We start from the raw sequence: 14,518 nt of genomic DNA on the forward strand, positions 1-14,518 counted from the left end.
CGCCCCTGCTGCCCCCGGTCGCGCGCGACGACACCGTGCCCGTGGAGGACATCCTGGGCAAGACCGAGGTCACCGTCCCCGTCCTGGACAACGACGAGGACCCCGACGGCGCCGCGAGCGAGCTCACTGTCACCACCGACGCGAGCACCGCGAGCGTCACCCCCGACGGCGAGCTCACCGTCACCCTCACCGAGGGCCGCCAGGTCATCACCTACACCGCGACCGACATCGACGGCCTGACCGCCAAGGCCTTCGTCAAGGTCCCCGGCCTCACCGACCAGAAGCCCACGCTGCGGCCGGGCACGCAGCTCGAGGTGCTGGCGGGGGAGTCGCTCCCGATCGACCTCACCCAGCACGTGCTCGTCGTGGAGGGCCGCTCCCCGCGCCTGACCACCGAGGACAAGGTCAAGGTCACCGAGGGGGACCGGCAGGTCCCGTCCGTGACCGAGATCGTCTACACGCCCGACGCGGACTACACCGGCCCGGCGTCGGTGTCGTTCGAGGTGACGGACGGGTCGGGCCCGGACGACCCGGAGGGCCGGACGAACGTCCTGACGATCCCCGTCCAGGTGCTCCCGCCGGAGAACCTGCCGCCGGAGCTGTCGACCCCGACGCTCGACGTCGCAGCGGGCGAGGAGGCCTCGATCGACCTCGCGCGCTTCGCGACCGACCCCGACGGCGACCCCCTGACGTTCAAGGCCACCGGCCAGGCGCAGGGCGTGACCGTGTCCGTCGAGGGCACCACGCTGCGCGCCCAGGCGACCCCGGACGTGCCCAAGGGCTCGGTCGTGCAGGTCCCGATCACCGTCACCGACGGCGAGCACCCCCCGGTCGAGGGCACCGCGACCCTGACCGTCGTGGCCTCGACCCGGCCCCTGGCCCGCGCCAACCCCGACACCGTCGACGACGCCCACCAGGGCAAGGCCACCACCGTGCCCGTCCTGGCCAACGACTCCAACCCGTTCCCCGACCGGCCGCTGACCCTCGTCGACGCCGTGGTGGAGACGGGGCAGGGCACCGCCTCCGTCTCGGGCGACCAGGTCTCGGTCACCCCGCGCGACGACTTCGTCGGGGTCATGGTCGTCCGGTACCGGATCCAGGACGCGACGAAGGACCCCGACCGCGAGGTCGAGGGCCGCGTCCAGCTCAAGGTGCTGGGCAAGCCCGAGGCGCCCGCGACCCCGCAGGTCGTCGAGGTCCGCTCCAAGACGGTCGTGCTCACCTGGGACCCGCCGAACAACAACGGCGCCGACATCACCGGCTACACCGTGCGCTCCCAGAACGGCTACGAGAAGGCCTGCGGCACCACCACCTGCACCCTGGACGGGCTGACCAACAACGTCGAGTACACGTTCACCGTCTTCGCGACCAACGCCGTCGGCGACGGACCCGCCTCCCCGGCCTCCGCCGTCGCCCGACCGGACGAGAAGCCCGACCCGCCCGCCGCACCCACCCTCGAGTTCGGCGACAAGTCCCTCACGGTCACCTGGACCAACAAGACCTACACCGACCGCTCCCCGATCCAGGCCGTCAACCTCGAGATCTCGCCCGCGCCGCCGGGCGGCGCCGTGCAGAAGACGGCCCTGACCGGGACGTCGGTGACGTGGGACGGCCTGCAGAACGGCGTCGCGTACAAGGTGCGCGCCCAGGCCGTGAACCTCGCCCCCGACCCTTCGGACTGGGGCGACTACTCGGCGGCCGAGACGCCGGCGGGCAAGCCGGCGGCTCCCGCCAAGCCGGCGGTGCAGCGCACGTCGATCGGCGACACGTCGCAGATGCAGGTCTCGTGGGGCGCGCCGGACGGCAACGGCGCCCCGATCACGCGGTACACGATCGAGGCGCTGCGGGGCGGGAGCGTCGTGCAGACCTCGACCGCCGCCGGCGGCGCGACGTCCGCGACGGTCGGCGTCCCGGCGGACACGACGGGCTACGCGTTCCGGGTGCGCGCGCACAACAAGGCGACGGACAAGCTCGGCGACGCCGAGTTCTCGCCGGCGTCGGACCCGGTGCGCGCGTTCGCAAAGCCGGGCGCGGTGTCGAACCTCAGCGCCGACGCGAACGGCACGGACGGCCAGATCCAGCTGTCGTTCGGCGCCGCGTCCGGCAATGGCGTGCGGGCCGAGGAGATCTCCTACCAGTACGACGCCGGCGGTGGCTGGCAGCCGCTCGGCGCGAACAAGGTCGTCGGCGGGCTGTCGAACGGCAAGACGTACCGGATCGCGGTGCGCGCCGTCGCGGGGGTCGACGGCGCGCGCGAGCCTGGCGCTGCGGCGACGGCGAACGAGGAGTCGCCCTACGGGCCCATCCCGGCGCCGGTCGTGTCGATGAACGGCGGCGACCGCTCGATCACGTACAGCTGGTCGACCGCGGGCAACGGGCGCGGGTACTCCGTGCAGGTGCGCGGCGCGGTCCAGTCCACCCAGAAGGAAGGCTCCGGGAGCCTCTCGGTCGGCTACTCCGAGACGCGCGAGATCTGCGTCCGGGTCACCCCGACGGAGGGCGCCGCGAAGGAGACGTGCAGGTCGGCGACGTCCGACAAGAAGCCCGAGCCCGTCCTCACGGTGAGCAAGGGGAGCAATCACAAGCTCCCCGACGGCAACTGGCCGGGATACTGCACCCACTCGTCGTGCGCCGAGCTCTACCTCACCATCAAGGACGGCCCGGCCAACACCGCGTTCCGGGTGACGTGCTACGGCGGCGGGTCGCAGATCGGGTCCGGCAACTACAGCCGCGACGCCCAGGGCCGCGCCCTGCAGACCGACGGCAACGGGAACTACTCCGGCGGCCAGCAGTGCGTCTACGGCCAGCCGGGCGGCTCGGCGCGGATCGAGACGACCATCGGGAGCACGAACACCATGACGTGGTACTAGCGCGGCCCGCGCCCCACCTCGGACAGCACAGCGAACGGAAGCGACGAATGACCACCATGACCCCCGAGCAGGCCACCTGGTTCGCTCAGACCTTCGACCGCCTCGTCGGCAACGTGGGCCAGGCCGTCCTGGGCAAGGCGCACGTCGTGCGCCTGACCCTGACGTGCATGCTCTCCGAGGGGCACATCCTCCTCGAGGACGCGCCCGGCACCGGCAAGACCTCGCTCGCGCGCGCCCTCGCTGCGAGCGTCCAGGGCACGAACAACCGCATCCAGTTCACCCCGGACCTCCTGCCGTCCGACGTCACGGGCGTGACGATCTACGACCAGAAGACGGGGAAGTTCGAGTTCCACCAGGGCCCGATCTTCGCGTCCATCGTCCTCGCGGACGAGATCAACCGCGCCTCGCCCAAGACGCAGTCCGCGCTCCTCGAGGTCATGGAGGAGGGCCGGGTCACGGTCGACGGCGTCGGTCACGAGGTCGGCCGCCCGTTCATGGTCATCGCGACGCAGAACCCCATCGAGCAGGCCGGGACGTACCGCCTGCCCGAGGCGCAGCTCGACCGCTTCCTCATGAAGGCCTCGATCGGCTACCCGGACCACGCCTCGACGGTCGAGATCCTCTCGGGCGCGTCCGTCCGCGACCGGAGCAAGACGCTCCAGCCGCTCATCACGACGCAGGCCGTCACGGAGATGGCCGAGCTCGGCGCACGGGTGCACGTCGACGGCGCGGTGCTCGAGTACGTCTCCCGGCTCGCCGAGGAGACGCGCAACGCGCCCGAGGTGCGCGTCGGCGTCTCCGTCCGTGGTGCGCTCGCCCTCGTGCGCTGCGCGAAGGTGTGGGCCGCCGCGCACGGGCGCAACTACGTCCTGCCGGACGACGTCAAGGAGCTGGCGCAGCCGACGTGGGCGCACCGCCTCGTGCTCGACCCCGAGGCCGAGTTCGCGGGCGCGACGAACGAGGCCGTGCTCGGCCGCCTGCTCGCCGACGTCGCGGCGCCGCAGGAGCGCCGCAGCGCCTGACACGACCGGCGTCCCGCACGCCGGCCGCACGCCGTCCCGCCGCCGGCGGACCGACGGCCCGCACCGACCGAGAGCTCATGCCATGAACGCCACCCCCGGCCCGACGAGCGGGCGCCCCAGCGCCCGCTCCGGCCGCACCGCCAGCGGCGGCCGCCCGGGCGCACCCCGCGCGGGGTCCGCCCTCGCCGGGCTGCTCCGCCCCCTGGCCGCACCCCTCGCGCGGGTCACCGCGCCGGTCGGGCGTGCGCTCGCGCCCGCCGCGCGGACGGTCCGGCCCGTGACGTCCGCCGTCAGCCCGTTCGGCTGGGCGGCGCTCGTCGTCACGGTCGCGGCCTGGTGGGCGGGGCTCGCGCTGTCGTGGCTCGAGCTGCTCGTCGTGGCGGTCCTGCTCACGGTCGCGCTGCTCGCGGCCGTCGCGTTCGTCCTCGGGCGCTTCCGGTACGCCGTCGTGCTCGACCTCGCGCAGCAGCGCGTGACGGTGGGGGACCGCGCGGTGGGCCGGCTCGACGTCCGCAACGACTCGGCCCGTCCGCTGCTCCCGTCCGTGATGGAGCTGCCCGTGGGGCAGGGCATGGCGACGTTCCCCGTGCCGCGTCTGCGCCCGCAGGGGAGCCACGAGGAGATCTTCACCGTGCCGACCCACCGGCGGTCGGTCATCTCCGTCGGCCCGGTGCGCTCCGTGCGGGCCGACCCGCTCGGGCTCCTGCGGCGCGAGGTCGTGTGGACCGAGCCCGAGGAGCTCTTCGTCCACCCGCGGGTCAAGAACCTGTCCGGCTCGTCGACCGGGTTCCTCAAGGACCTCGAGGGCCGCGTGACCACCGACATCTCGAACTCCGACGTGTCGTTCCACGCGCTGCGCGACTACGTGCCCGGCGACGACCGCCGCCACATCCACTGGAAGACGACGGCCCGCACGGGCCAGCTCATGGTGCGCCAGTTCGAGGAGACGCGGCGCTCGCACCTCGCGGTGCTGCTCTCGACGCGCGCCGAGGACTACGCGCACGACGACGAGTTCGAGCTCGCCGTGAGCGCGTGCGGGTCGCTCGGGCTCCAGGCGATCAAGGAGGACCGCGGCGTCACGGTCCTCGTCAACGACGGCAACCTGCGCGGCGACCACCGCACGCGCCTCCTCGACGACCTCGCGCGCGTGGAGACGCAGTCGCAGCGCACGTCCCTCGTCGACGTCGCGCGCGTCGCGGGCCTGACGATCACCGACGCGTCCGTCGTGGCGTTCATCGTCGGGAGCCGGGTCACCCCGACGGAGCTCCGTGCGGCGTCGGCGCGCCTGCCGCAGGACGTGCGCGTCATGGCGATCCAGTGCGTGCCCGGCGCGTCCCTCAGCCGGCACGCCATCGCGGAGCTCGTCGTCCTCACCATCGGCGAGCTCGGCGAGCTCCCCCTCGCCCTGCGGAGGCTGAACGACTGATGAGCGCGCCCAGCACCACGACGCGCGGCTCGCGCCGCGCCACGCCGGTCGGCACGCCGGCGCCCTCGTCCGGCACGTCGCAGCGGAACACGACCCGGCTGAGAGGCGCCGACACGCCGCGCGCCCTCACGGCGCTCGGCGCCGTCGACGCGCTCGCGCTCGTCCTCGTCCTCGGTGCCACGGTCGTCGGGTTCGGCCCCGTCTGGGGCTCCTCGGGCTACCTGCTCCCCGCGGCGGGGGGCGCCCTCGTCGGTCTCGCGGTCGCGTGGCTCGGCGCCTGGCGGCGCTGGGCGGCCTACACCGTGCTCCCGGTCGCGGTCCTCGCGTACCTCCTCCTGGGCGGTCTGCTCGCCCTGCCCGCCGACGCGATCGGCGGCGTGCTCCCGTCGCTCACGACGATCGCCGACCTCGCGCGGGGGGCGGTGACGGGCTGGAAGGAGTTCGTCACGACGGTCCCGCCGCTGCACTCGTTCCCGCACCTCGCGGTCGTCCCCTACCTGCTCATGCTCGTCACGGGTCTCCTCGCGGGCACGATCGCGTGGCGCGCGCGTCGTGCCGCGTGGGCGCTCGTGCCCGTGGCCGTCGCGTTCGTGGCGGTCATCCTGCTCGGGACCGTCATCGCGGCGTACCCGGTCGCACAGGGCCTCGTGCTCGGCGGCGTCGGCCTGCTCTGGGCGGGGTGGCGCGTCACCGCCGCGCGGCTCGGCGCGCACCAGATCACGACGGAGGCGAGCCGCGCCGCTACCCGGCGCCTGTGGTGGCACCGCGTGCGTACGGGCGCGGCGATGCTCGTCGTCGGGGGCGTCGCGGCGGCGTTCGCGGCCCCCGCGCTCCTGCCCGACGACCCGCGCACCGTCCTGCGCGAGACGGTCGTCCCGCCGCTCGACCTGCACCAGTACGTCAGCCCGCTCACGGCGTTCCGCAAGTACGCGAAGGACATGCGCGAGGACGAGCTGTTCACCGTCCGGGGCCTGCCCCCGGGCGCGAAGGTCCGCCTCGCCGCGCTCGACACCTACAACGGCGTCGTCTACGACGTCTCGAGCGGGCTGCCCGGCTCGGGCGTCTACACGCGCGCGGGCCAGGAGATCGCGACGGTCGCGCCCGGCACGCCGACGCGCCTCGACGTCCAGGTCGGCGACTACACCGGGGTGTGGGTGCCCGACGTCGGCCAGCTCGCGGGCATCACCTACACCGGCGAGCGGGCGCGCGAGCTCGCCGACACGACGTACTACAACGGCACGACCGGCACGGCGCTGTCGACCGCCGGGCTGCGCCCGGGCGACACCTACACGCTCGACGCGCTCGTCACGGCCGAGCCCACCGAGGACGACCTGCGCGCCGGGGCGATCGACCAGTCGGTGCAGGTCCCCACGCCGCCGAAGGGCGTGCTGCCCGCGTCGCTCGCCGGCAAGGCCGCGCAGTTCATGGGCGAGGAGACCGAGCCCGTCGACCAGCTCTACGCGCTGCGCGACGGCCTCGTCGCGAGCGGCATCTTCTCGAGCGGGCTGGACACGCAGCCGCCGTCGCGACCGGGCCACTCGGCGGAGCGGATCGACACGCTGCTCGCCGACGAGGAGATGGTGGGCGACGACGAGCAGTTCGCCGTCGCGCTCGCGCTCATGGCCAACCAGGCCGGCATCCCGGCGCGCGTCGTCATGGGCTTCTACCCCGACCTGGACAAGAACCCGCTCGAGCCGGGCGAGCCGTACACGGCGACCGGGACCGACGTGCACGCGTGGGCCGAGGTGCCGTTCGTCGGGCACGGCTGGGTGCCGATCACGGCGATCCCGGACGAGGACAACAAGATCCAGCCCGAGCCGAAGAGCCTCCAGGTGCCCAAGCCCCCGATCCTCGAGGACCCGGAGCCGCCGGAGGAGCCGGCCGAGGCCGAGGCCGGGAAGATCGACGACGAGGAGAAGGAGAAGGCCGACAGCGACGGGTTCGACTGGGGCCAGGCCGTCCTCATCGGCGTCGCCGTGGTCGTGCCGCTCGCGCTGCTCGCGCTGCCCGTCGTGCTCGTGCTCGCGTACAAGGCGCGGCGCCGGGCGCGGCGCCGCGCCGCGGAACGGCCCGTCGACCGCGTGAGCGGTGGCTGGCGCGAGGTGCTCGACGCCGCGACCGACCTCGGGACGCCCGTCCCCGCCGGCTCGACGCGCCGCGAGGGCGCCGGGCTGCTCGCGCAGGCGTACGGCGCGACGGCGACCATCCCGCTCGCGCACCGCGCCGACGCGACCGTGTTCGGCACCGGGGAGCCGACCGAGCAGGAGATCGAGGCGTTCTGGGCGGACGTCGACTCCGTCGTCGGAGGGCTACGCTCCTCCGTGAACCGTCGCGCGCGGGTGCGCGCCGCGCTCTCGCTGCGGTCCGTGCGCGCGGGCGCCGGTTCCGCGGGCCTGCGCCGGTGGCTGCCCGGCCGCCGCGCCGGTGCGCGGGGTGGAGCCGTGCCCCCGGCGGCAGGGTCGTCGTCGGGGCCGTCGAGTCGACAGGGAGACGAGTCATGAGCGACGTGACGTGCCCCGCCTGCGGGTCCGCGCAGTCCCCGGGGGCCGCGTTCTGCGCGGTGTGCGGTCAGCCGTTCCCGCGGACGGGCCGGCCCGTCGCCGCGCCGTCGGCCGGGCCGGTCGGCGGCGTCCAGGCCGTCGCGGGCCGCGGTGGGCCGGACCTGCCGTACGCCGCCGTCGCGCACTCGGCGCCGGACACGACGACCGAGCCCGAGGTCTACGCGGCGACGCAGAAGGCCTTCGTCCCGGTCTCGGCCGGGGCGTCGCCGTCGTCCCTCGCCGCCGCGCCCTTCGCCGGGACCGGCCGCCGCTTCCTCGCCTACCTCGTGGACGCGGCCGTGCCGGCCGTCGTCGCGCTCGTCGTCCTCGTGGCGGGTCTCGCGGTCGTGGGCGCGCCGCTCGGCAGCGTGCAGACGGTGACCCAGGAGGAGGCCGCCGCGCTGCTCGGCAAGATCCTCGTGGTCTACGTCGTGGCCGCGGTGCTCGCGCTCGCGTGGTGGGTCGGCGTCTGGTTCTGGGAGGGGTCGACGGGCAAGACGCTCGGCAACCTCGCGACCGGCATCCGCACGGTGGACGCAGGCACGCGCGGGCCGGTCGGGTTCGGGCGCGCGGCGCTGCGCTGGATCATCGTGGGCGTCGTGCCGCTGGGCGGGATCCTCGTCGTGCTGCTCAGCCCGCGCTTCGACTCCTCCGGCCGGTCGCAGGGCTGGCACGACAAGGCGGGCCGGTCGCTCGTGCTCGACGTGCGCGGCGTCGCCCCCACGTCCTCGGGGTACGACGGCGTCGCCTCGCTCGTGGCGAGCGGCCCCGCCGGGGCGTACGGCGCCCCGGCCGCCCCCGGCGCGTACCCCGCCGCCCCGGGCGGCCACCCGGCCTCGTACCCGGCGCCCGACGCCGGGCGCCCGCCCGCCCCGTCGGCCGCGACCCCCGCCGCGTCGTTCGCGCCGCCGCCGTCTCCCGCCTCGTCGGCCCGCCCGGGCACGGCGTCCGGGGCGGTGCCGGCCGCGCCCGTGCCGGACCCGTGGGCCTTCCCGTCCACGCCCGCGCCCACCGAGGGCGGTCTCATCACGGGCGTCCCCGGCGTCGGGAGCGGAGCGTCCGCCCCGCCGCCCGCCGCGCCCCCGCCGGCAGCGGTGCCAGCGCCCGTGCCGACGCCCGCCCCGGCGGCTGCTGCGCAGTCCGCCGCCCCGCCGGCGGGCCCCGAGGCCGCCGAGCCCGAGTGGGACAGCACCCGGATGTCCGCGCGCGACGTGCGCGCGATGGACCCCGCGCCCGACGTGGCCGTCGTCCTCGAGCTCGAGTCGGGGGAGCGGCGCACCGTCGACCGCCCGACCCTCGTGGGCCGCAACCCCCAGGCGCCCGACGACGGCCCGTGGACCCTCGTCGCCCTCGACGACCCGACGCGCTCCGTCTCCAAGACGCACGCCGAGCTGCGCGTCGACCCGAGCGGCCTGTGGCTCACCGACCGCGGCTCGACGAACGGGACCGTCGTCTCGGTGCCCGGAGCCCCGCCCCGCGTCGCCGAGCCGGGGACGCGCGTGCGCGTCCCCGTCGGCGCGACCATCCACGTGGGCGACCGTCGCCTCGTCGTCCACCCGGGAGTCTCGTGACCACCGACCAGCCCGCCGAGGTGCACCTGGCCTGGGGCGCGGCGTCGCACCGCGGCGCCCGCCGCCTCCTCAACGAGGACCGCTTCCTCGCCGCGCGCTCCGTCTTCTTCGTCGCGGACGGCATGGGCGGGCACGAGGCGGGGGAGGTCGCGAGCGCGACGGCCGTCGAGGCCCTGCGCCCGCTCGCCGACCTCGAGGTCGTCACGCCCGAGGAGGTGCGGACCCGCATCGCGGTCGCGCAGGAGAACGTGCGGGCGATCGTCACCGAGCCGGGCCGCGGCGCCGGCACGACCGTCACGGGCGTCGTCGTCTCCGAGCAGGACGGCAACCCGTACTGGCTCGTCGTGAACGTCGGCGACTCGCGCACCTACCACCTGGCGGGCGGCCGCCTGGAGCAGGTGAGCGTCGACCACTCCGAGGTGCAGGAGATGGTCGACGCCGGTCTCCTCACCCCGACGGAGGCGCTCACGCACCCGCGGCGCCACGTCGTCACGCGTGCGCTCGGCTCGCGCAACGCTCCGCAGGCCGACTTCTGGTACCTGCCCATCGAGCGGCACGACCGCGTGCTCGTCTGCTCCGACGGCCTCACCGGTGAGCTGTCCGACGAACGGATCGCGGAGGTCCTGCTCGCCACGCCGGACCCGCAGGCCGCGGCCGAGCGGCTGGTCCACGAGGCCATCGCGGCCGGTGGCCGGGATAACATCACAGTCGTCGTCGTCGACGCGACGGGCGTGTCCGACGACACGAGCGGCGGGAGCACGACGCCGCGGGACCAGGTGGCGGCGCCGGGTCCGGTCGTCGACGAGGACACGCTGCCCAGGGATGTTCGTCTGCAGATCGGGGGTCTGACGTGACGCTGCGCTACGTCACCGGAACGGCACGCACCGTGGTGCGCGGCGGCGCGGTCGTGGTGCTGCCCGCACCGGTGGAGCCCTCGCTCGTCGAGCAGGTGTGGGACCAGCTCGGCACCGACGCGGGCGTCGTCGAGGTCCTCCAGGTCCTCACGGGCGCGTTCGGCTCCAGCCTGCGCACGGTGCCGCCGTTCGTCGTCGCGGTCGTCACGGGCCGTCGCGTCCACGTGGCCGCGCGCGGCCGCCTCTCCGTCACGCTCGAGCTCGACGGCGGCGAGCGCGTCCAGGTCGAGGGCGAGGGCGTCACCACCTGGTCGGAGCGGGTGCTGGACGACGTCGTCGAGCTGCTCGTCCAGGCGGACGCGGGCGTGGTGCCCGTCGAGCCCGCACCTCCCGGCGGGCCGCTCCTCGGGGACGCGCTCTCCGTGCCGCTCGAGTCGGGCGTGGTGCTCGCGTCCGCGGTCGCGTGGCCGCTCGTCGAGCGCCCCGAGCAGCCCGTCGCGTCGGGCGGCGAGGACCTCGGCTCCGACCCCGGGCCGGACGACGACCGGCTCGTCACCTCGGAGGCGAGCGCCCCCGAGGACCGGGCCTCGCAGCCCGGTCCGGGTGCGCGCCACGCCGCCGCGGAGACGGCGACGCTCGCCGAGGCGCCCGCGGTGCCGTCGGCGACGACGGTCCTCGGCGGTCTCGGGGCGACGCTCCGGCTCCCTGAGGAGACGATCGCGCCGCAGCCCGACGCCGTCGAGCCGCCGCCCGTCGTGGAGCCGGCCGCGCCGGTCTCCGAGGCGCCCCCGGAGGAGGACGACGACTACGCCCACCTGTGGGGCTCCACCATCCTGCGGACCGTCGAGGACGCCGCGGTCCGCTCCGCGGAGGACGACGAGACGGACGAGGCCGACGAGCCCGCGCCGTCGGCCACGGTGCCGCCCGCGCCGCCCGTCCCGGCCGTCCCCGCCCCGCCGGCGGACGAGGCGCCCGTGCCCGCCCCGCCGCCCGCGCCGGACGGCCTCATCGCGGGCGTCCCGCGCGAGTGGACGGGCGCCACGCCCGCCGCCGCGCACCGGGCGGCGACCGTCACGCCCGACGACGAGCCCGCGCCCGTCGCCGGGCTCGACCACGACGGCCACACCGTGCTGTCGTCGGCGATCGCGGACCTGCGCGCGGCGGCCCAGGAGCCGGCGGTCGAGGACGCGCCCGTGCCGCCCCCGGTCCCGTCCTTCAGCCCGCCGCCCGCACCGGGGCAGCAGCAGATCCTCGCGCGCACGTGCCCCGAGGGGCACGCGAACCCGCCGTCGCGCGACACGTGCGCCGTGTGCGACGCGCCGCTCGACGGCGACGCCGAGCTCGCCGTGCGCCCGCCGCTGGGCCGGGTCGTGGTCTCGACGGGGCAGACGCTCGAGCTCGACCGGCCCGTCGTCGTGGGCCGCCGCCCGCGCTCGCCGCGCACGCAGGCCGCGGAGCTCCCGCGCCTCGTCACGGTGCCGAGCCCGCAGCAGGACATCTCGCGCTCGCACCTGGAGATCACGCTCGAGGGCTGGCACGTGCTCGTGAGCGACATGGCGACGACGAACGGGACCACGCTCCTGCGCGGCGACCAGCCGCCGCGGCGCCTGCACCCGTCCGAGCCGGTCCTCGTCGTCGACGGCGACGTCGCCGACCTGGGCGACGGCGTGACCCTGCGCTTCGAGGGGATCCGGTGAGCAGCAAGCGCGCACCGTCCCCACCACCGGAGATCCGCGGCTTCGAGTACGTCTCGCTCATCGGCTCGGGCGGGTTCTCGGACGTCTTCCTGTACCAGCAGCAGCGCCCGCGCCGCCGCGTCGCGGTGAAGGTGCTGCTGCACGAGTGGTCGAGCCACTCGCAGCGCGCGGCGTTCGACGCCGAGGCCGACCTCATGGCGACGCTCTCGACGCACCCGTCGATCGTCACGATGTACGAGGCGGACATCGCGGACGACGGCCGCCCGTACCTCGCGATGGAGTACTGCTCGCGGCCCAACCTCGGCGCGCGCTACCGCACCGAGCGGCTCCCCGTCGCGGAGGCGCTGCGCACGGCCGTCCAGATCGCCGGTGCCGTCGAGACGGCGCACCGCGCCGGGATCCTGCACCGCGACATCAAGCCCGCGAACATCCTCGTCACCGAGTACGGGCACCCCGCGCTCACGGACTTCGGCATCTCGTCCACGGTCGACGACGCCGCGCGCGCCGAGGGCATGTCGATCCCGTGGTCCCCGCCGGAGTCGTTCGCGGAGCCCCCGCGCAGCGGCATCGCGACGGACGTCTGGGCGCTCGCCGCGACGACGTACACGCTGCTCGCCGGGCGCACGCCGTTCGAGGTGCCCGGCGGGTCGAACTCGAGCGCGAACCTCATCTCGCGCATCGAGGGCTCGCCCCTGCCGCCCACGGGCCGCACCGACGTCCCGGCCTCGCTCGAGCGCGTGCTCGCGACGGCGATGGCGAAGAGCCCGGCGTCGCGCTACCCGACGGTCCTCGCGTTCGCGCGCGCCCTCCAGCAGGTCCAGAACGAGCTGTCGTACGCGGTGACGCCGATCGACCTGCTCGACGACTCGGGCCACGTCCAGGAGGAGGAGCCGGACGACGACGCCGGGACGCGCCTCCGCCAGGTCGTCTCGATCGACCCGTCCGGGACCGGGACGTCCGCGGGGCCCGTGGCGCCCGGCCGTCCGACGCAGCCGACGACCCCGCTGCACACCGCCCCGCCCGGTGCGTGGCCCGGGCAGACCGTCGCCCCGGGCACCGCGCCCGGGCAGCCGACGCCGTACCGCCCCCAGGTGCCGTACGCGCCCGCCGCGTGGGACCAGGGGCCCTCGGCGGGGACGTCCGGCACGGTGCCGACGACCGCCGTCGGGCAGGGCGGCGCGCCCGTCGCGGAGCTCACGGACCCCTCACGGCTGTACCCCGGCCCGCGGCGTCCCGGTGGCTGGGGGACCCCGCCCGTCGAGGACACCGTGCACCGGACCGCCGGGCCGGACCAGGCGCCCGACGACGCGTCCCCGCAGGAGCAGCGCTCCGGCCGCGGCGCGCTCTGGGCGACGGTCGCGGGCGTCGTCGGCGTCGCGGTCGCCGTCGGGGGCTTCTTCCTCCTGCGGCCCGACGCGACGCCGGACGACACGGAGACCACCGCGGGCGGCGAGAGCTCGGCCTCGCCCGACGACGACTTCGTCCCGTCGGACAACCTCGGCGACCTCGTGCCCCCGGTGAACAACCTCGTCGGCACCTACGACCCGGCGCGCGAGGTCGCGACGTTCACGTGGGCCTACGACTCGGACAAGGCGCTCGAGGACGACTCCTTCTGGTGGCGCAAGATCGACCCGATCGAGGAGACGCCGTTCAAGGAGAACTTCGACAAGACGTCGGTCGAGCTCCGGGCCAAGCCCGGCGAGCAGGTCTGCGTCGAGGTCATCGTCGACCGCGACGGCAAGGTCTCGGCCTCGCCGCAGAAGGCGTGCGTCACGGGGGAGGCGGCATGAGCGAGCTGGCGGTCGAGTTCTGCGGGGAGTGGTTCCGCCCGTCCACCGACGGCGACCCGTTCGACATCGGGCGCGACGGGGACCTCGCGATCGAGGACAACCCGTACCTGCACCGGCGCTTCCTGCGCATCGCGCACGAGGGCGGCATCTGGTGGCTCGCCAACGTCGGGTCGCTCATCTCCGCGACGGTGTGCGACTCGGGCGGCGGCGTCCAGTCGTGGCTCTCCCCGGGCAACCGTCTGCCGATCGTCTTCCCGACGACGTCGATCGTGTTCACCGCGGGGCCGACGACGTACGAGATCACCGCGCAGCTGCGCGGCGCGCCCTACCAGGAGATCCGCTCGGAGGACCCGGAGGCGGGCGGCGCGACGACGATCGGCATGATCACGTTCACGACGAGCCAGAAGCAGCTCATCGTGGCGCTCGCCGAGCCGATGCTGCGGCGCGACGGCACGGGCCTGTCGGAGATCCCGTCGTCCGCCGCGGCGGCGGCCCGGCTCGGCTGGGCGACGACGCGCTTCAACCGCAAGCTCGACAACGTGTGCGACAAGCTCGACCGGATCGGCGTCAAGGGCCTGCGCGGCGGGCCCGGCGCGCTCGCGACGAACCGCCGCGCGCGCCTCGTCGAGTACGCCGTCGCGTCGCGCCTCGTGACGGCGGCCGACCTGCCCCTGCTCGACCTGACCGACGACGGCTGAGCCGACCCGCTCCTGCGAGCGCGCGCCGCGCGCTCCGGTCGGTCGCGCCC

Annotated in this window: 9 protein-coding genes; all 9 read left to right on the forward strand. The window is 75.3% G+C overall.

The window, feature by feature from the left end:
• The coding region (locus MT994_RS08145) for a fibronectin type III domain-containing protein (RefSeq protein ID WP_354805859.1) at positions 1-2,870 on the forward strand (2,870 nt) is incomplete at its 5' end.
• A gap of 47 nt (positions 2,871-2,917) precedes the next feature.
• Entirely contained in the window at positions 2,918-3,892 is a 975-nt protein-coding gene (locus MT994_RS08150; RefSeq protein ID WP_061269450.1) for a MoxR family ATPase, read from the forward strand.
• A gap of 82 nt (positions 3,893-3,974) precedes the next feature.
• Complete coding sequence (locus MT994_RS08155; protein ID WP_082774863.1) at positions 3,975-5,318, forward strand: DUF58 domain-containing protein; 1,344 nt, start codon at positions 3,975-3,977, stop codon at positions 5,316-5,318.
• Positions 5,318-7,819, forward strand: coding sequence for a transglutaminase-like domain-containing protein (locus MT994_RS08160; protein WP_354805860.1), 2,502 nt, complete (start codon positions 5,318-5,320; stop codon positions 7,817-7,819). Before MT994_RS08155 ends, MT994_RS08160 begins: the two co-directional genes overlap by 1 nt.
• Positions 7,816-9,429 carry an RDD family protein gene (locus MT994_RS08165; RefSeq protein ID WP_354805861.1) on the forward strand — a complete coding sequence of 538 codons (1,614 nt, stop codon included), beginning with the start codon at positions 7,816-7,818 and terminating at the stop codon, positions 9,427-9,429. The genes MT994_RS08160 and MT994_RS08165 overlap by 4 nt, the downstream gene beginning before the upstream one ends.
• On the forward strand, positions 9,426-10,283 hold the full coding sequence (locus tag MT994_RS08170) for a protein phosphatase 2C domain-containing protein (protein ID WP_354805862.1): 858 nt from the start codon (positions 9,426-9,428) through the stop codon (positions 10,281-10,283). The genes MT994_RS08165 and MT994_RS08170 overlap by 4 nt, the downstream gene beginning before the upstream one ends.
• A complete protein-coding gene (locus MT994_RS08175) occupies positions 10,280-11,980 on the forward strand; it encodes an FHA domain-containing protein (protein ID WP_354805863.1) in 1,701 nt (566 codons plus the stop codon). Before MT994_RS08170 ends, MT994_RS08175 begins: the two co-directional genes overlap by 4 nt.
• Positions 11,977-13,770 (forward strand): protein kinase, encoded by a 1,794-nt coding sequence (locus tag MT994_RS08180; protein WP_354805864.1) that lies wholly within the window; start codon positions 11,977-11,979, stop codon positions 13,768-13,770. Before MT994_RS08175 ends, MT994_RS08180 begins: the two co-directional genes overlap by 4 nt.
• Positions 13,767-14,468 carry a hypothetical protein gene (locus MT994_RS08185; protein ID WP_043654136.1) on the forward strand — a complete coding sequence of 234 codons (702 nt, stop codon included), beginning with the start codon at positions 13,767-13,769 and terminating at the stop codon, positions 14,466-14,468. Before MT994_RS08180 ends, MT994_RS08185 begins: the two co-directional genes overlap by 4 nt.
• Positions 14,469-14,518: the final 50 nt, after the last annotated feature.

It is taken from the genome of Cellulosimicrobium sp. MI9406 (genome assembly GCF_040595865.1).
Lineage (GTDB): Bacteria > Actinomycetota > Actinomycetes > Actinomycetales > Cellulomonadaceae > Cellulosimicrobium > Cellulosimicrobium funkei.

Bases quoted from the DNA above. Each gene is read 5' to 3' on its own strand.
- MT994_RS08150 (WP_061269450.1), top strand. From the start codon at position 2,918: ATGACCACCATGACCCCCGAGCAGGCCACCTGGTTCGCTCAGACCTTC.
- MT994_RS08155 (WP_082774863.1), top strand. From the start codon at position 3,975: ATGAACGCCACCCCCGGCCCGACGAGCGGGCGCCCCAGCGCCCGCTCC.
- MT994_RS08160 (WP_354805860.1), top strand. From the start codon at position 5,318: ATGAGCGCGCCCAGCACCACGACGCGCGGCTCGCGCCGCGCCACGCCG.
- MT994_RS08165 (WP_354805861.1), top strand. From the start codon at position 7,816: ATGAGCGACGTGACGTGCCCCGCCTGCGGGTCCGCGCAGTCCCCGGGG.
- MT994_RS08185 (WP_043654136.1), top strand. From the start codon at position 13,767: ATGAGCGAGCTGGCGGTCGAGTTCTGCGGGGAGTGGTTCCGCCCGTCC.